Genomic DNA, 17,759 nt, shown 5'->3' on the forward strand with positions numbered 1-17,759 from the left:
GAACCTGGAGCTGAGATGGAAAACCTCGATGTGATGCTTGTCCCCGTGCGCGGGTTCCTGATGGAGATCGGCAACTTCCTGCCGCGCCTGGGCGTGGCGCTGGCCGTGCTGCTGGTCGGCTGGCTGCTGGCCAAGGCGTTCCGCTTCAGTGTCGTCAAGGCCTTGCGGGCGCTCAACTTCCACATCCTGACCGAGCGCGCCGGCATCGACGGCTTCCTGAAACAGGGCGGCACCGAGAAGGACACGACCGACTGGATCGGCCTCATCGGCTACGCGCTGGTGCTGCTGGCGTCGCTGATCATCGCCTTCAACAGCCTCGGGCTGACGCAGGTGACCGCGTTGCTGAGCCGGCTGATGCTGTTCGTGCCGCGCCTGCTGGTCGCGCTGCTGGTGCTGGTGTTCGGCGGCTATTTTTCGCGCTTCGTCGCGAGCGCGGTGCAGCGCTACTTCAAGGCCGCGGGCATCAGCGATGCCGAGATCCTCGGCCGGCTCGTGCGCTACGCGGTGATGACCTTCGTGCTGCTGCTGGCGATCGACCACCTCGACATCGGCGGCGGCCTGATCCAGCAGACCTTCCTGATCCTGCTGGCCGGCGTGGTGCTGGCGCTCGCGCTCGCGTTCGGCCTGGGCGCCCGCGCGCGGGCGGCCGAACTGATCGAACGCTGGTTCCCGCGCAACGGCGCGGACCGGTTGCGGTGATGGCGCGCGCTGCACCGATCGACACGCTGTGGCGGGGCAAGCCGTATCCGCGCGGCGCCACCTGGGACGGCATGGGCGTGAATTTCGCGCTGTTCTCGGAATCGGCGGAGCGGGTCGAGCTGTGCCTGTTCGATCCGAGCGGGCGCCATGAGGTCGCGCGCCTGCCGCTGCGCGAGCAGACCGACCAGGTCTTCCACGGTTACCTGCCGCAGGCCCGGCCCGGGCTGCTCTACGGCTACCGCGTGCACGGGCCGTACCGGCCGCAGGACGGCCATCGCTTCAACGGCCACAAGCTGCTGCTCGACCCGTACGCGCGCAACATCGTCGGCACGATCCGCTGGCACGACGCCCTGTTCGGCTACCGCGTTGGTCATGCCCAGGGTGACCTCTCGTTCGACCGGCGCGACAGTGCGCCCTACCTGCCGCGCTGCAAGGTCGTCGAGTCGGCGTTCACCTGGGGCGACGACCGCCCGCCGAACGTGCCCTGGCACGAGACCGTGATCTACGAACTGCACGTCAAGGGTTTCACGCAGCTCAACCCCGAGGTGCCGCCGGAACTGCGCGGCACCTACGCGGGCCTGGCCTGCGCGCCGGTGATCGAGTACCTGAAGCGGCTCGGCGTGACGACGATCGAGCTGATGCCGGTGCACTCCTTCCTCGACGACCGGCACCTGGTCGAGCGCGGCCTGCGCAACTACTGGGGCTACAACACGATCGGCTTCTTCGCGCCCGAGCACCGCTACAGCGCGAGCGGCAAGGTCGGCGAGTTCAAGACCATGGTGCGCACGCTGCACGAGGCCGGCATCGAGGTGCTGCTCGACGTGGTCTACAACCACACGGCCGAGGGCAACGAATGGGGGCCCACCCTCGCGTTCCGCGGCATCGACAACGCCGCGTATTACCGCCTCGCCCCCGACGCCCCGCGCCACTACCAGGACTTCACCGGCTGCGGCAACACGCTCGACATGCAGCACCCGCGCGTGCTGCAGCTGCTGATGGACTCGCTGCGCTACTGGGTGACCGAGATGCACGTCGACGGATTCCGCTTCGACCTCGCCTCGGCGCTGGCGCGCGAGCTGCACGCGGTCGACCGGCTCAGCGCGTTCTTCGACATCCTGCGCCAGGACCCGGTGCTGTCGCGCGTCAAGCTGATCGCGGAACCCTGGGACCTCGGCGACGGCGGCTACCAGGTCGGCAATTTCCCGGTCGGCTGGGCCGAGTGGAACGACAAGTACCGCGACACGATGCGCGCCTACTGGAAGGGCGAGGGTGGCGTGATCGGCGAGTTCGCGCAGCGCCTGACCGGATCGAGCGACCTCTACAACCGCAGCAGCCGGCGGCCCTACGCGAGCATCAATTTCATCGCCGCGCACGACGGCTTCCCGCTCGCCGATGTCGTGGCCTACAACGACAAGCACAACGAGGCGAACGGCGAGGACGGCCGCGACGGCCACGGCCACAACCTGTCGTGGAACTGCGGCGTCGAAGGTCCGACCGACGATGCCGAGGTGCGCAGGCTGCGCGCGCGCCAGCAGCGCAACTTCATCGCCACGCTGCTGCTATCGCAGGGCGTGCCGATGCTGCTCGCCGGCGACGAGCGCGGCCGCACCCAGGGGGGCAACAACAACGCGTATTGCCAGGACAACCCGATCAGCTGGCTCGACTGGTCCGCCGACGACGACCAGCGCACGCTGCTGGCCTTCACCCAGCGCGTGATGGCGCTGCGCGCGGCGCATCCGGTGTTCCGGCGCCGCGACTTTTTCCAGGGCCGGCCGCTGCACGGCAGCACGGTGCGCGACATCGTCTGGCTGCAACCCGATGGCACCGAGATGAGCGAGCAGGCGTGGGGCCAGGACCATGCCCGCGCGCTGGCCGTGTTCCTCTCGGGCGACGGCCTGAACGAGGTCGATGGCCGCGGCCGCGCCGTGCACGACGACAGCTTCCTGGTGCTGTTCAATGCCGACTCCAACGAGGTGCGGTTCACGCTCGCGCCCGAGCTCGTGCCGGCCCACGGCCAGCTGCTGTTCGACACCGCCCTGGCGGCGGCGCCGGACACGCTGGTGGCGTTGGCCGACGGCTACGTGCTCGCCGGGCGCGCGCTCGCGCTGGTGCGGTTCTCGCGGGGCGCGCCGTGAAGCGCATCCACGACATGCCGTTCGGCGCCCGCCCCGACGGGCGCGGCGGCGCGTGCTTCCGGCTCTGGGCGCCGGGCGCGCGGCAGGTCGACCTGATCCGCAGCGGCGGTGGGGTGGACCGCGGCACCTACCCGATGCAGGCGCGCGCCGGGGGCTGGTTCGAGATCGTCCTGCCGCGCGTCGCGCACGGCACCGACTACGCCTTCCACATCGACCGCCGCATCGTCGTGCCCGATCCGGCCTCGCGCGCCAACCATGGCGACGTGCACGGGCCGAGCGCGTTCGTCGATCCGCTCGCCTTCGACTGGACCGACACCGCGTGGCGCGGCCGGCCCTGGCACGAGGCCGTGATCTACGAGCTGCACGTCGGCTGCTTCACGCGGGCGGGCACGTTCGAGGCGGCGATCGAGCGGCTCGACGCGCTGGTCGAGCTCGGTGTGACCGCGATCGAGCTGATGCCGGTGGCCGACTTTCCCGGCCGGCGCGGCTGGGGCTACGACGGCGTGCTGCCGTTCGCGCCGAAGTCGACCTACGGCAGCTCGGGCGAGCTCAAGCGCCTCGTCGTCGAGGCGCACCGGCGCGGGCTGATGGTGCTGCTGGACGTGGTCTACAACCACTTCGGTCCCGAAGGCAACTACCTGCACGCCTCGGCGCCGCAGTTCTTCAACGCCGCGGTCGACACGCCGTGGGGCGCGGCGATCAACTTCGACGGTCCGGGCAGCCGCACCGTGCGGGACTTCTTCATCCACAACGCGCTGTACTGGCTCGAGGAGTTCCACCTCGACGGGCTGCGCGTCGACGCGGTGCACGCGATGCACGACCGCGGCGCGCTGCATTTCGCCGACGAGCTGGTGCAGGCGGTGCGCGCCGGCCCGGGCCGCGCCCGCCACGTCCACCTGATCCTCGAGAACGACCTGAACGACGCCGCGCGCCTGGGCCGGGACGCCGGGCGCCGGCCGCTGCTGGCCGATGCGCAGTGGAACGACGACGTGCACCACGCCGCCCACGTCATCGCCAGCGGCGAGACCGACGGCTATTACGCCGACTACGCGGCCGCGCCGGTGCGGCAGCTGGGCAGGGCGCTGGCCGAGGGTTTCGCGTTCCAGGGCGACGCCTCGCCGTACCGCGGCGGCGAACCGCGCGGCACGGCCTCGGCGCACCTGCCGCCGCTGGCCTTCGTCAACGCGTTGCAGACCCACGACCAGGTCGGCAACCGCGCGTTCGGCGAGCGCCTCGCGACGCTGGCCGAGGCCGCCGGTCGCGACGCCGCGCTGCGCGCGCTGACCGCGTGCGTGCTGCTCGCGCCGTCGCCGCCGATGCTGTTCATGGGCGAGGAGTGGGCCGCGTCGACGCCCTTCCTGTTCTTCTGCGATTTCGGAGGCGAGCTGGCCGCGGCGGTGACGCGCGGGCGTCGCGCCGAGTTCGGGCGCTTCAAGCGCTTCGCCGACCCGGCGGTGCGCGATTCGATACCGGACCCGAACGCGCTCGCGACGTTCGAGCGCAGCCGGCTCGACTGGGACGAGCGCGGGCGCGCCCCGCATGCCGGCTGGCTGGCCCTGCACCGCAGGCTGCTCGCGCTGCGGCGTGACCACCTGGTGCCTTGGCTGGCCGAGGCCGGCAGCGGGACCTTCGCGCTGCCGGAGCCGGGCACGCTGCACGTGCAGTGGCCGCTCGGCGGCGGCCACCGCTGGCATCTGCTGGCCCGGCTCGCGCCGGACGACGGCGCGAGCGCCGGCGACCTGCCGGGCGAGACCGTCTACCGCAGTCACGACGCCCCCGCCGCCGCGCTCCCGGCCTGGTCGGTGCGGGTAGCGATCGAGCGCGCATGAGCCGCCCGACCATCGCCGGGCGCGGCGCGCCGGCCACCGCCATCGTGCCGCGCGCGACCTACCGCGTGCAGCTGCACGGCGGCTTCCGGTTCGCCGACGCGACCGCGCTGGTGCCATACCTCGACGCGCTCGGCGTCAGCCACCTGTACATCTCGCCACCCCTGCGGGCGCGCGTCGGCAGCCAGCACGGCTACGACGTGGTCGACCACGGCATGCTGAACCCCGAGCTCGGCAGCCGCGCCGAATTCGACGCGCTGGTCGCTGCGCTGCACGGCCACGACATGGGCCTGCTGATCGACATCGTGCCCAACCACATGGGCGTGCTCGACGGTGACAACGCTTGGTGGCTGGACGTGCTCGAGAACGGCGCGGCGTCGGCCTGGGCCGAGTTCTTCGACATCGATTGGCACGCCGCCGATCCGGCGCTGGCCGGCAAGGTGCTGCTGCCGGTGCTCGGCGACCAGTACGGCGTGGTGCTGGAGCGCGGCGAGCTTCGGCTCGGCTTCGATGCGGCGCGCGGCTATTTCACGCTGAGCTACTACGAGCACCGGCTGCCGGTCGATCCGTCCGGCTACGGGGCGCTGCTGCGCGAGGCGCTGCGGGCGGTGCCGGCGCAGGCGCTGCGCGGCGGTGCCGCCGCGACGCTGGCGCGCCTGGCCGGCCAGTTCGACCGCCTGCCGCCGCGCGCGGCGGCCGACCCCGCCGCCAGACTGCGCCGCCAGCGCAGCAAGACCGCGCTCAAGGCCGAGCTGAAGGAAGCAGTCCGGCAGATGCCGGCACTCGCCACCGCGATCGAGGCCGTCGTCGAGACGCTCAACGGGCGCCCCGGCGATCGCGGCAGCGTCGATGCGCTGGACCGGCTGATCGGTGTGCAGGCCTACCGTCTCGCCCATTGGCGGATCGCCGCGGACGAGATCAACTACCGCCGCTTCTTCGACATCAACGAGCTGGCCGCGCTGCGCATGGAGCGCCCGGAGGTGTTCGAGGCGACCCACCGCCTCGTCCTCGAGCTCACCGCGAGCGGCGCGGTCGACGGCCTGCGCATCGACCACCCGGACGGCCTGTCCGATCCCGCCGGCTACTTCGAGCGCCTGCAGCGGCGCCACGCCGAAGTCGCGGGGTTGCCGCCGCCCGGCGCGGGGCGCGACGCGATGCCGCTGTATGTGGTGGTCGAGAAGATCGTCGCGCCGCACGAGAAGGTGCCGGCCGACTGGGCCGTGCACGGCACGACCGGCTACCGCTTCGCGAACGTCGTCAACGGCCTGCTGATCGACGGCGATGCCAAGGCGCGGCTCGACCGCGCCTGGCGCGCCTTCGTGCGCGACGAGGCCGAAGACTTCGAGACGCTCTCGTGGCAGTGCCGGCACCTCGTGATGAACGGCAGCCTGGCCGGCGAGCTCACCGTGCTCAGCGCGACGCTGTTGCGCCTGGCGCGCGCGGACCGGCGCACGCGCGACTTCACGCTGAACTCGCTGCGACGCGCGCTGGCCGAGGTGGTCGCGTCGTTCCCGGTCTATCGCACCTACATCGTCGACAAGGCGAGCCCGCAGGACCGCCGCTTCATCGACTGGGCCATCGGTCGCGCGCGGCGGCGCAGCGTCGCCGCCGATGCCGGCGTGTTCGACTACCTCCGCCAGGTGCTGCTGGGTCGCCCACTGGCCGGTGCGCCGGCCGGGCTGGCCGAGCGTTACCGGCAGTTCGCGCTCCGCCTGCAGCAATACACCGCCCCGGTCGCGGCCAAGGGCATCGAGGACACCGCGCTGTACCGGCACCACCGGCTCGTCTCGGTCAACGATGTCGGCGGCGAGCCAGACGCGTTCGGCATGACGGTCGCGGCCTTCCACGCCGCCAGCCTCGACCGCGCGACCCAGTGGCCGCACACGCTGCTGGCCAGTTCCACCCACGATGCCAAGCGCTCCGAGGACGTGCGGGTGCGCATCGACGTGATCAGCGAACTGCCGGCCGCGTGGCGGCTGGCAGTGCGGCGCTGGAGCCGCATGAACCGCAGCCACAAGCGCACGGTCGACGGCCAACGCGCGCCGTCGCGCAACGACGAGTACCTGCTGTACCAGCTGCTCGTCGGCAGCCTGCCGACCGGCGATCCGAGCGACGCCGCGCTGGCCGAATACGCGGCCCGCATCGAGGCCGTGATGCTCAAGTCGGCACGCGAATCGAAGGCGCTCACCAGCTGGATGAACCCGCACGCGGCCTATGAGGCGGCGCTCGCGGGCTTCGTGCAGGCGCTGCTCGGCCGCCGCGAGCGCAACCTGTTCCTCGACGACCTGCAGCGCAACGTCGCGGTGCTCGCCTGGCACGGCGCGCTGAACGGCTTGACGCTCGCGCTGGTGAAGACGCTCTCGCCCGGCGTGCCCGATTTCTACCAGGGGCACGAGGCGATCGAGCTGGCGCTCGTCGACCCGGACAACCGGCGACCGGTCGACTTCGATCGGCGCCGCGCCCTGCTGGCCGAGGCCGAGGCGCGGTGGGCGCTGCCGCAGCGCGGTCCCGCGCTGCGCGCGCTGCTGGACCGGGCAGTCGACGGCGACGCGAAGTTCTGGGTCACCTGGCGCGCGCTGCAACTGCGCCGCGCGTGCGAGGCGATGCTGGCGCGCGCGGTGTACGTGCCGCTCGAGGTGCGCGGGGTGCACGCGGCGCACGTCGTCGCGTTCGCGCGCCGCGACGGACCGCGCTGGCTGGTGGTGATCGGCACGCGGTTGAGCGTCGCCCTGGGTCAGGGCGAGGCACCGCTCGGCGACGTCTGGGGCGACACGGCCGTGGTCTGGCCCGACGGCGGGGCGGCGCTGCCGCCGCATGCCTGGCTCACCGACGCCATCACCGGGCGCACGCTGGCGCTCCAGGACGGCGCGCTGTCGCTGGCCGCGACGCTGCGAGAATTCCCGGTGGCGGCGCTCTCCGGCGACGCGTCCGAAACCGATGAGCCCTCCCGATCCGGATGATGATGCCTCGCTGATCGCGGCGTGCAGGCAGGCCTCGCTCGACCTGCTCCAGCACAACCTGACGCCCCACGGCATCCTGGCCGCGACCCGCAATGCCGCCGCCGAAGCGCGCCGTTACACGCGGATCTTCGGCCGTGACGCGGCGATCTGCGTGATGGCGATGTGCGGCAGCGGCGTCGCCTCGCTCGAGGCCGGCGCGGTCGCGAGCCTCGACGCGCTCGCCGCGCAACAGGCCGACAACGGGCAGATCCCGAAGTACGTCGACCCCGACGGCCGCGATGCCGATTTCTGGTACCTCGGCTGCATCGACGCGACGCTGTGGTGGCTGATCGCGGTCGACCATGTGCGCCGCCACGGCAGCGTCGGCCCGCAGCACTGGGCCGCGCAGACCGAACGCGCGATCGGCTGGCTGCTGGCGCAGGAGCACCAGCACTTCCGCCTGCTGCAGCAGAACGAGGCCAGCGACTGGGCCGACATCATGCCGCGCTCGGGCTACGTGCTCTACAGCAACGCGCTCTGGTACGAGGTCAAGCGGCGCTTCGGGCTGGCGCATGCCGACGTCACGCACCACCACTTCAATCACCTGTTCGATCCGTTCCAGCGCGACCTGCCCGAGTACCACCGCGCCCGCTTGTTGCGCCACTACGCGCGGCGCGGGCGGCGCGACCCCGGGCTGTACCTGAGCTTCGTCAACCTCGCGATGGTCGGTCACGAGGGCGACGTGTTCGGCAACGTGCTGGCGGTGCTGGCCGGACTGGCGGACGAATCGATGGGCCACCGCATCGTGAAGACGATCGAGGCCGCACGCGCGTCCGATCCCTACCCGATCCGCGTCGTGCTGCACCCGCTGTCGCGCCAGCATGAACTGTGGCGCCCCTACATGGCGCGCCACCAGCAGAACCAGGTGCACCAGTACCACAACGGCGGCATCTGGCCGTTCGTCGGCGGCTACTGGGTGATGGCGCTGGCGCAGCTTGGCCGGCGCGAGACGGCGTGGGCCGAACTGATGCGGCTGGCCCGCGTCAACGCGCTCGGCGACTGGCGCTTCACCGAGTGGTTCCACGGCCGCACGCTGGCGCCGATGGGCATGGCCGGGCAGAGCTGGAACGCGGCCGCCTGGCTGCTCGCGCTGCGCGTGCTGCAGCGGGGTGGCGCGACCGCCTGAGCCGACGCTCGCGCGATCAGCCCGCAGCGCCGGGTCGGCCGGCGAATTCGCGTTCCTGCAGTTCGCGCCACTGCACCTTGCCCGAGCCGGACTTCGGCAGCACCGGAACGAACTCGACGATCCGGGGGCTCTTGTAGGCCGCGATGTGTGCGTGCGCCCATTCGATGACCTGCTGCTCGGTGACCGTGCCGCGGTGCGCGTCCTTCAGCACCACCAGCGCCTTGACGGTCTCGCCGCGCTTCGCGTCCGGCGCGCCGATCACGCAGGCCTCGAGGATCGCCGGGTGGTGGTAGAGCAGCGCCTCGACCTCGGCCGGCCAGACCTTGTAGCCGCTCGCGTTGATCATCCGCTTCAGCCGGTCGACCATGAAGAAGTAGCCGTCCGTGTCGACCATCGCGAGATCCCCGGTGCGCAGGAAGGGGCGGCCGTCGATCTCGATGAAGGCCTTGGCGGTGCCGTCGGGGTCGTTCCAGTAGCCGCGCATCACCTGGGGCGCGTCGACGACGATCTCGCCGGTCTCGCCGGGCCGCACCTCCTGCAGCGTGGCGGGGTCGATCACGCGCGCGTCGACATCGAACACCGGGATGCCCAGGCACTGCGGCTTCGGGCGGTGCATCGGGTTGATGTGGGTCGCGGCCATCGTCTCGCTCATGCCGTAGCCCTCGATGTAGTGCTGGCCGGTCAGCGCGTGCAGCTTCGCCGCGACGGCGGCCGGCATCGCCGCACCGCCGCCGCGCACCACGCGCAGGCTCGACAGGTCGTACTCGCCGAGCCGCGGGTTCGACAGGAAGTCGACCAGCATCGTCGTGATCGCCTGGAAGGTGTTGATGCGGTAGCGCTGCACGCACAGTGCGGCGGTGTCGCGGTCCCAGCGCGGCAGCACGACGATCGTGCCGCCCGTGTACAGCGGCCCGTTCATGCTGCCCGACAGGCCGGTGACGTGGAACAGCGGCAGCACGGTCAGGAACACCGAGTCCTGCGTGCGCTGGAACCAGTCGACGCCGCCGACCAGCGTGCTCATCACGCTGCGGTGGGTGTGCATGCAGCCCTTCGGGTGGCCGGTGGTGCCGGAGGTGTAGGGCATCACCGCCAGGTCGTCGGCGCCCTGGGTCAATGGGCCGGGGACGCGGTCCAGTGCGAGCATGTCGCGCCACGCGACCGTCCCGTCGAAGCGGCGGATGCGCTCCACCACGAAGGGCGGCACGTGCAGGTCGGTCGGGTGCGTCAGGTAGTCGCTGTAGGTCGCGACGATCAGGTGCCGCAGGCCGCTGTCGCTGCCGGCCGCGCCGCCGACCAGCGGCTGCATCTGCTCGGCCAGGTCCTGCGGCACGAACGCGGTGGTGGCGCCGGTGTCGCGCACGTAATGGCGCAATTCCTCGGTGCGGTTCATCGGGTTGACCGGCACGACGACCGCATTGGCGCGCAGGATCGCGTAGAACGCGATGATCCACTGCGGGCTGTTCTGCATGTACAGCAGCACGCGGTCACCGGCCTGCACGCCGCAGTCGTGCTGCAGGTAGCCGGCGATGCGCTCGCACTCGGCGTGGAACGCCTTGAACGTGATCGGCGTGTCGTAGAAGACCAGGAACGGCTTGTCCGGGTAGCGTGTGGCCGAGACCTCGGCGTTGTAGAACAGGTTGGTCGCCGGGATCGTCAGGTGGTGTGGCAGGGCCGGCGGCCAGTGGGCGAAATGGGCGGGGGCAGGGCGGGTCGAAGCGGCGGACATCGGGTGGTTCCTCGGGCGTTGCGGGCACTTTAGTCCAGCGTGCGCGGCGGGCCCGTCGATACAATCCCGCCCTCTGTCGCCCTCCAGCCGCCAACGTGTCCGACCGCCTGAAAGTGCTCCCGCAATACCTGCTGCCGAAGCAGGCATTGACCCGCTATGCCGGCTGGCGCGCCTCGCGCGAGTGGGGGGCTCGCACGACCAAGCTGATCGGCGGCTTCGTCGCGAAGTACGGCGTCGACATGAGCGAAGCGGCGAACCCGGACATCGCCAGCTACAAGAGCTTCAACGATTTCTTCACCCGCGCGCTGAAGCCCGGCGCCCGGCCGCTCGCGCAGGCCGACCTGGTCTGTCCGGTCGACGGCGCGATCAGCCAGTTCGGCGACATCCGGCGTGACCAGATCTTCCAGGCCAAGGGCCACGCGTACTCGACCACCGCGCTGGTCGGCGGCGACGCCGCGCTGGCCGCGCAGTTCGAGAACGGCCACTTCGCGACGCTCTACCTGAGCCCGAAGGACTACCACCGCATCCACATGCCGCGCGACGGCCGCCTGCTGCGCATGATCCACGTGCCGGGCGACCTTTTCTCGGTGAACCCGCTGACCGCGCGCGGCGTGCCGGGGCTGTTCGCGCGCAACGAGCGGGTGGTGTGCGTGTTCGAGTCGGCGCGCGGCCCGTTCGTGCTGACGCTGGTCGGCGCGACGATCGTCGGCCGCATGGCGACGGTATGGCACGGCGTCGTCAACCAGAAGCGGGTCGCCGGCGTGCGCGAATGGCGCTACGACGACCAGCAAGTCGTGCTGAAACAAGGCGACGAGATGGGCCGCTTCCTGCTCGGCTCGACGGTCGTGATGCTGTTCCCGACCGGCGCGCTGCGCTTCAACCCGGCCTGGGCACCGGCGCGGCCGATCCGCCTCGGCGAGGCGATGGCGGACTACGTCGACGCCTGAAACGGCGGCGTCGCGGCCGCGGGCAGCCGCACCATCTTGCGCATCAGCTGATCCAGCATCAGCCCGGGCGTCTCGCAGCGACCGGTGTGCACCGGCGAGGTCTGGATGCTCGAACTGCGCGGCGCCACGAGCCAGTGGAAGCGCTCGCGCACCGAGAGCTTTCCGAGCGGCCCCGCCGCGTCACCGCCGGCGCAGATCACCGGGATCGCCGCCAGCGCCGCGCGGATGCCCACGAGGTCGGCGTTCGGATCGAGCGCAAGCAGGCGCGACTCGTCCAACTCGATCGCGGCCTGCAGCAAGCCCTGCTCCGCGCACGAGACGATCACGCCGGCATTGACGAACTCGCCGCGCTCGACGCGCGGGACCACACGCACGATCGCGTAGTCATACGTGCAGGGCTTGGGCACGCACGGCCTCCTCGAGGAATGCACGCGGCGCGGCCAAGCGTTCGGTCAGGAACTGCGAATACGCAGCGCGGTGCGCCGCCTTGCTCGCGAACGAGGTCTCGTCCTCGAGCCAGGTGTCGGGGATCAGCGCAACGACTTCGGCGATCCGCGCGGGCGTGATCCGCTGCGTCATCCAGTCGTCGGCTGCTTCGAGCCCGGTCGCGAACGGCAGCAGCACGTGGTCCTTGATCAGCGCGAACGGGGCATTGGCACGCGCCATGACGTCGCGCCAGTCGTGGTGGAAGTAGAGCGCCGCGCCGTGGTCGATCAGCCAGAGCCGGCCGTGCCACACCAGCATGTTGGTGTTGCGCGCGGTGCGGTCCAGGTTGCTGACGAACGCGTCGAACCAGACGATGCGCGACGCGAGCTCGGCGCCGGGCTGCATCGCCAGCGGGTCGAAGGTCACCGAGCCGGGCAGGTAGTCGAGCGCGAGGTTCAGGCCGCGTCCACCGGCGACGAGGTCGGCACTGGCGCGGATCAGGTCCTGGATTTCGGGGTCCGGCTCCGTGCGCGCGAGTTCGGGGTCGAGTTCGGCGAACACGATCTCGGGCACCGGCAGGCCGGCCGCGCGCGCGAGTTCGCCGGCGACCAGTTCGGCGATCAGGGCCCGCGGGCCCTGGCCGGCGCCGCGGAACTTGAGCACGTACAGACCGTCGTCGTCGGCCTCGATCACCGCCGGCAGCGAGCCCCCTTCGCGCAGCGGCGTGACGTAGCGGGTGGCGGTGACGGTGCGCAGCGGCGGCATGCGCGCATTCTGCTGCACTGTAGGACGCAGCCAGCGCCGCGACGGGGCGGCTTCCGACTTCGGCCTTCGGCGCGGCTGCTGATACTGGCCCGATGACTGACATCCGCACGGGCCAGGCGCCGGCCAAGCTGACGCGCGAGGCGTTCAGGGAACGCTTCCAGCGGAATTTCTACGACCCCGCATACGGTCCCGAACGGGACGCGATCGATCGGCTCGAGGCGATCGCCTGGGAGGCGCTGGAACAGGGGCGCAAGGCGCCTGTCACGCAGCCGGCCGGCGAGGGCTTCAAGGACCCCGGCTACGAGGTCTCTGTCGAGTGGCTGGATACCCGGCAGCGGCTCCAGGCGGCCCAGCAGCGCTGGCAGGCGCCGGGGTCGCCCTCCCGCATCCTGCTGATCAACGGCAGCTCGCGCAACGACGCGACCTGCCCCGGCGAGATGTCGAAGACCTGGCGCCTTACCCAGCTGGCGCGGGAGGTGGTCGAAGGCGCGGGTGTTCAGGCCGACGTGCTCGACCTGAGCCTCGTGACGTCGGAGTACGGGCGCCAGATCCACCCGTGCAAGGGCTGCGTCTCGACCGCGATGCCGCTTTGCCACTGGCCTTGCAGCTGCTACCCGAACCACGCGCTCGGCCAGGCCCACGACTGGATGGCCGAGATCTACGAGCGCTGGGTCGACGCGCACGCGGTCATCATCCTGGCGCCGACCTACTGGTACCAATCGCCCAGCCCCCTGAAGCTGATGATCGACCGCCTGGTCTGCGCCGACGGCGGCAACCCGGACCCGACCTCGACGCACGGCAAGAAGGCCGCGCAGGCGAAGCAGATCGAGGCGGGCGGGTGGGAGTACCCGAAGCACGTGGCCGGTCGCGCCTACGGCGTCGTCGTCCATGGCGACGTCGCCGGCGTCGAGGCGCAGCGCCGCAACCTCACCGACTGGCTCGACTGGATGGGCCTGATCGACGCCGGATCGAGCGCCAAGCTGGATCGTTACATCGGCTACTACGAACCGTACTACAACAGCCACGAGGCGCTCGATCGGGACGCCGCGGTGCAGGAAGAGACCCGCAACGTCGCGCGGGCCGTCGTCGCGGCCGTGCAGGAACTGCGGGCCGGCCGCCTGTCGCCGCCCGACAGCCGACTCGAGCGGCCGCGCCCGAAGTGACGCCGGCGGGCCGCTGTCACACACACGTCACGAACCAGCACCGAAAGGACACACCATGATCGAGAAGACAGCGACTGTTCACTGGGAAGGCGCCGGCAAGAAGGGCACCGGCCAGATCAGCACCGAGACCGGTGCGCTGAAGGCCTATCCGTATGGCTTCGCCAGCCGCTTCGAGGGCGACGTGAAGGGCACCAATCCCGAGGAGATCCTCGGTGCGGCCCACGCCGCCTGCTTCACGATGGCGTTCTCGTTCGCCTGCGACAAGGCCGGCATCGCGACCGGCAAGGTCGACACCAGGGCGGCGGTGCGTCTGGCCAAGCAGGGCGAAGGCTTCGTGATCGACCGCATCGCACTGACGATGGAGGCCACGGTGCCGGGCATCGACGACGCGAAGTTCCAGGAGATCGCCGCGGCCGCCAAGCGCGACTGCCCGTTGTCGAAGGCGCTCGCGAGCGTGCCCGAAATCACCTTGCAGGCGACCTTGAGGAACTGAGGGGAGGCACGGCCATGACCACGACCCAAGCCGAGCGCCGCGCGCTGCTCGGCCGCACGATCCGCTGGCGGTTCAACGACGGCCCGGTCGCCGGCCAGACCTTCGAGCACACGTTCAGCACCGACGGCAGCGTGGTGTGGCGCAGCGTCGACGGCCAGGACCCGACCGAACTGCACCACGAGAAGTTCGGTGCCGTGGCGCCGGTCAGCGACGACGTGGTCGTGGTCTCGTACGTCTCGTCCGGCGGCTACACGCTGACGGTGGCACTGAACCTCGAGACCTCGCAGATGGTCGGCTTCGCGTCCGGCCACGACACCTGGGCGCAGCAGAAGGGGACGTTCGAGCTCTTGCCCGAGCCGGCCTGACTTGAAATCGGGCGTTGCGGCCCCAAAATCCCGCTCTTCCGGGCGGCGCGGTGCCGTCTCGGCCCGTACCCCAGAAGAGCCATGGACAAACAGACGCTTTCCTTTCAGGCCGAGGTCAAGCAGATCCTGCACCTCGTCACGCACTCGCTCTATTCCAACAAGGAAATCTTCCTGCGCGAGCTGGTCTCGAACGCCTCTGACGCGTGCGACAAGCTGCGTTTCGAGGCGCTGAACCACCCGGCGCTGCTGGAAGACCAGCCGAACCTCGACGTTCGCGTGGCGTTCGACGCCGAGGCAAAGACGATCACGATCACCGACAACGGCATCGGCCTGTCCGAGGAGGAGGCGATTGCCAACCTCGGCACGATCGCCAAGAGCGGCACCCGCGAGTTCATGTCGGCCCTGGAAGGCGACCAGAAGAAGGACGCGCAGCTGATCGGCCAGTTCGGCGTGGGCTTCTACAGCGGGTTCATCGTCGCCGACCGCATCACCGTCGAGTCGCGCCGCGCCGGGCTGCCGCCCGAGGAGGGCGTGCGCTGGTCGTCGCAGGGCAGCGGCGACTTCGAAGTCGAGACGATCACCCGTCCGGCGCGCGGCACCACCGTGACGCTGCACCTGCGCGACGGCGAGGAGGAGTTCCTCAGCGGCTGGAAGCTGAAGTCGATCATCGGCAAGTACTCCGACCACATCTCGCTGCCGATCCTGATGCAGAAGGAAGAGTGGGATGCCGAGGCCTCCAAGCAGGTCACGAAGGACGAGTGGGCGCCGGTCAACAAGGCGGCCGCGCTGTGGACGCGGAGCAAGAACGACATCACGCCCGAGCAGTACACCGAGTTCTACAAGCAGATCAGCTACGACACCGAGGCGCCGCTGGCCTACACCCACAACCGGGTCGAGGGCCGCAGCGAGTACACGCAGCTGCTCTACGTGCCGGCCAAGGCACCATTCGACCTGTGGAACCGCGACAAGCGTGGCGGCGTCAAGCTCTACGTCAAGCGCGTCTTCATCATGGACGACGCCGAGGCGCTGATGCCGGTGTACCTGCGCTTCGTCAAGGGCGTGATCGACAGTGCCGACCTGCCGCTCAACGTGAGCCGCGAGTTGCTGCAGGAGAGCCGCGATGTGAAGGCGATTCGCGAGGGCTCGACCAAGCGCGTGCTCGGCATGCTCGAGGCGCTGGCCGACAGCGAGGACGTCGCCGAGAAGGCCAAGTACGCCGCGTTCTGGAAGGACTTCGGCGTCGTGCTGAAGGAAGGCGTCGGCGAGGACCACGCGAACCAGGAACGGCTGGTCAAGCTGCTGCGCTTCGCATCGACGCACGCCGACGAGGGCGTCTCGTTCACCGATTACGTCGGACGCATGAAGGAAGGCCAGGAGGTCGTCTACTACATCACCGCCGACAGCCTGGCCGCCGCCAAGAGCAGCCCGCAGCTCGAGATCTTCCGCAAGAAGGGCATCGAGGTGCTGCTGCTGACCGACCGGGTCGACGAGTGGATGCTGAGCCACCTGTACGAGTTCGACGGCAAGCCATTGCAGAGCGTCGCGAAGGGCTCTGTCGACCTCGGCAAGCTGCAGGACGAGGCCGAGAAGAAGCAGGCCGAGGAGGCCGCGACCGCGTTCAAGCCGGTGCTCGATCGCCTGAAGGAGACGTTGAAGGAACGGGCCAAGGACGTGCGGGTCACGACGCGGCTGGTCGATTCGCCGGCCTGCCTGGTGGTGGAGGAGGGCGACATGAGCGGCCACCTTGCGCGGCTGCTGAAGCAGGCCGGGCAGAGCGCGCCGAAGTCGCTGCCGACGCTGGAGGTGAACGCCGAGCATGCCTTGGTCAAGCGCCTGGACAGCAGCGCGCATTTCGACGACCTGGCGAACATCCTGTTCGACCAGGCCCTGCTGGCCGAAGGCGGGCAGCTCGACGACCCGGCCGCCTACGTGCGGCGGGTCAACGCGTTGCTGGTCGCCTGACCGGCAGCGAACCCGGGGTTACGGGCCCCCCAGGGGCGGCTCGCCCATCGCGTCGATCTGCTGACGCAGGCGGGTCGTCTGCTCGGCCCAGTACTTCGGGCTGTCGAACCACGGGAACGCGATCGGGAACGCCGGGTCGGTCCAGCGCCGCGCGATCCACGCGCTGTGGTGGATCATCCGCAGCGTGCGCAGCGGTTCGACCAGGCGCAGCTCGCGCCAGTCGAAGTCCATGAAGGCCTCGTAGCCCTCGAGCACGGCGGCGAGCTGGCGCGTCATCGCGCCGCGCTCGCCGGACAGCAGCATCCACAGGTCCTGCGTCGCCGGGCCCATCACCGCGTCGTCCAGGTCGACGAAGTGCGGACCGTCGGCGGCCCACAGCACGTTGCCGAGATGGCAGTCGCCGTGCAGGCGCAACGTGCGGATCGCCGGGCCGCCGAAGGCCTCGGCGATCGCCGCGAGCGCCTCGTCGGTGGCCTGTCGCCAGGCAGTTTCTGCATCCGGCGGAATGATGTCCTGGCTCAGCAGCCAGTCGCGGTTGTCGACGCCGAAGGTCTGTGGCGAAAGCGTCTGGCGGTGCACGAACGGCTTCAGCGCGCCGACCGAATGCATCCGGCCGATGAAACGGCCGATCCATTCGAGCGTGCCATCGTCTTCCAGCTCGGGCGCACGACCCGCGAGCTTCTCGCTGACGCTGAAGCGGTAGGCGCCGTGGGCCGTCTCGATCTGCGCGAGCGTGGCGCCGGAGAGCCCGACCCGGTCGGCGAGGCGCGCACCGGCATCGATCGCGAGCGGCCAGACCGCGGCGACCGGAATTTCTGCCGCAGCAAGTTCGTTGGCGAACGCATGCTCTTCAAGGATCTGCGCATCGCTCCAGCGCCGCGGCCGGTAGAACTTGGTGACGACGACCCGGCCGTCCTCCAGGAACACCTGGAAGACGCGGTTCTCGTACGAGTTCAGCTGGATCAGGCGGCCGTCGCCGCGCAGGCCGACGGCATCGAGCGCGTCGAGGACGGTGTCGGGGTCGAGGCCGGCGAACGGGGTGTCGGAGGTGCGGTCCGAAGCGGCAGGAAGGGGTTCGCGATCGGGCGGCGTCATGCGCGCATCGTACGCGCCGCCCCGCGCGGGCG

The 17,759-nt window shown here is 70.5% G+C and carries 14 protein-coding genes; 10 read left to right on the forward strand and 4 right to left on the reverse strand.

Going from position 1 to position 17,759, the window contains the following annotated elements; genetic code table 11:
- Positions 1-15: 15 nt before the first annotated feature.
- Genes ACWH49_RS14410 through ACWH49_RS14430 form a run of 5 tightly spaced genes read left to right on the forward strand, consistent with a single transcriptional unit; the run spans position 16 to position 8,785 of the window.
- Positions 16-699 (forward strand): mechanosensitive ion channel family protein, encoded by a 684-nt coding sequence (locus ACWH49_RS14410; RefSeq protein WP_448172073.1) that lies wholly within the window; start codon positions 16-18, stop codon positions 697-699.
- Positions 699-2,834: a glycogen debranching protein GlgX gene (gene glgX / locus ACWH49_RS14415; protein ID WP_448172074.1), complete on the forward strand. Its 2,136-nt coding sequence runs from the start codon at positions 699-701 to the stop codon at positions 2,832-2,834. Before ACWH49_RS14410 ends, glgX begins: the two co-directional genes overlap by 1 nt.
- Positions 2,831-4,663, forward strand: a complete 1,833-nt coding sequence (gene treZ / locus ACWH49_RS14420; protein ID WP_448172075.1) for a malto-oligosyltrehalose trehalohydrolase — start codon at positions 2,831-2,833, stop codon at positions 4,661-4,663. The genes glgX and treZ overlap by 4 nt, the downstream gene beginning before the upstream one ends.
- A complete protein-coding gene (gene treY, locus ACWH49_RS14425) occupies positions 4,660-7,620 on the forward strand; it encodes a malto-oligosyltrehalose synthase (RefSeq protein WP_448172076.1) in 2,961 nt (986 codons plus the stop codon). Before treZ ends, treY begins: the two co-directional genes overlap by 4 nt.
- A complete protein-coding gene (locus ACWH49_RS14430) occupies positions 7,598-8,785 on the forward strand; it encodes an amylo-alpha-1,6-glucosidase (RefSeq protein WP_448172077.1) in 1,188 nt (395 codons plus the stop codon). The genes treY and ACWH49_RS14430 overlap by 23 nt, the downstream gene beginning before the upstream one ends.
- 16 nt (positions 8,786-8,801) lie before the next feature.
- Here the strand turns inward: ACWH49_RS14430 and ACWH49_RS14435 are convergent, their stop codons facing one another.
- A complete protein-coding gene (locus tag ACWH49_RS14435) occupies positions 8,802-10,511 on the reverse strand; it encodes a long-chain fatty acid--CoA ligase (RefSeq protein WP_448172078.1) in 1,710 nt (569 codons plus the stop codon).
- A gap of 95 nt (positions 10,512-10,606) precedes the next feature.
- Between ACWH49_RS14435 and asd the strand changes: the two genes are divergently transcribed.
- Positions 10,607-11,458, forward strand: coding sequence for an archaetidylserine decarboxylase (asd, locus tag ACWH49_RS14440; RefSeq protein WP_448172079.1), 852 nt, complete (start codon positions 10,607-10,609; stop codon positions 11,456-11,458).
- On the opposite strand, the gene ACWH49_RS14445 is transcribed toward asd, so the two are convergent.
- A complete protein-coding gene (locus tag ACWH49_RS14445; protein ID WP_448172080.1) occupies positions 11,443-11,865 on the reverse strand; it encodes a DUF3037 domain-containing protein in 423 nt (140 codons plus the stop codon). The genes asd and ACWH49_RS14445 overlap by 16 nt on opposite strands.
- Positions 11,843-12,649, reverse strand: coding sequence for a HipA family kinase (locus ACWH49_RS14450; protein ID WP_448172081.1), 807 nt, complete (start codon positions 12,647-12,649; stop codon positions 11,843-11,845). The genes ACWH49_RS14445 and ACWH49_RS14450 overlap by 23 nt, the downstream gene beginning before the upstream one ends.
- Positions 12,650-12,741: 92 nt before the next feature.
- On the opposite strand from ACWH49_RS14450, the gene ACWH49_RS14455 reads away from it, so the two are divergent.
- The 4 genes from ACWH49_RS14455 (at position 12,742) to htpG (ending at position 16,632) form a co-directional block, all read left to right on the forward strand.
- The gene (locus ACWH49_RS14455) at positions 12,742-13,812 is read left to right on the forward strand and encodes a flavodoxin family protein (protein WP_448172082.1); all 1,071 of its coding nucleotides are present in this window, start codon (positions 12,742-12,744) and stop codon (positions 13,810-13,812) included.
- A gap of 55 nt (positions 13,813-13,867) precedes the next feature.
- The gene (locus ACWH49_RS14460) at positions 13,868-14,305 is read left to right on the forward strand and encodes an OsmC family protein (RefSeq protein WP_448172083.1); all 438 of its coding nucleotides are present in this window, start codon (positions 13,868-13,870) and stop codon (positions 14,303-14,305) included.
- Between the two features lie 14 nt (positions 14,306-14,319).
- Positions 14,320-14,670 carry a hypothetical protein gene (locus tag ACWH49_RS14465; RefSeq protein WP_056461003.1) on the forward strand — a complete coding sequence of 117 codons (351 nt, stop codon included), beginning with the start codon at positions 14,320-14,322 and terminating at the stop codon, positions 14,668-14,670.
- 81 nt (positions 14,671-14,751) lie between these two features.
- Positions 14,752-16,632: a molecular chaperone HtpG gene (gene htpG, locus ACWH49_RS14470; RefSeq protein ID WP_448172084.1), complete on the forward strand. Its 1,881-nt coding sequence runs from the start codon at positions 14,752-14,754 to the stop codon at positions 16,630-16,632.
- A gap of 18 nt (positions 16,633-16,650) precedes the next feature.
- Here the strand turns inward: htpG and ACWH49_RS14475 are convergent, their stop codons facing one another.
- Positions 16,651-17,727 (reverse strand): serine/threonine protein kinase, encoded by a 1,077-nt coding sequence (locus ACWH49_RS14475; protein WP_448172085.1) that lies wholly within the window; start codon positions 17,725-17,727, stop codon positions 16,651-16,653.
- Between the last annotated feature and the right edge of the window lie 32 nt (positions 17,728-17,759).

The sequence above is a fragment of the Rhizobacter fulvus genome, from assembly GCF_964020785.1.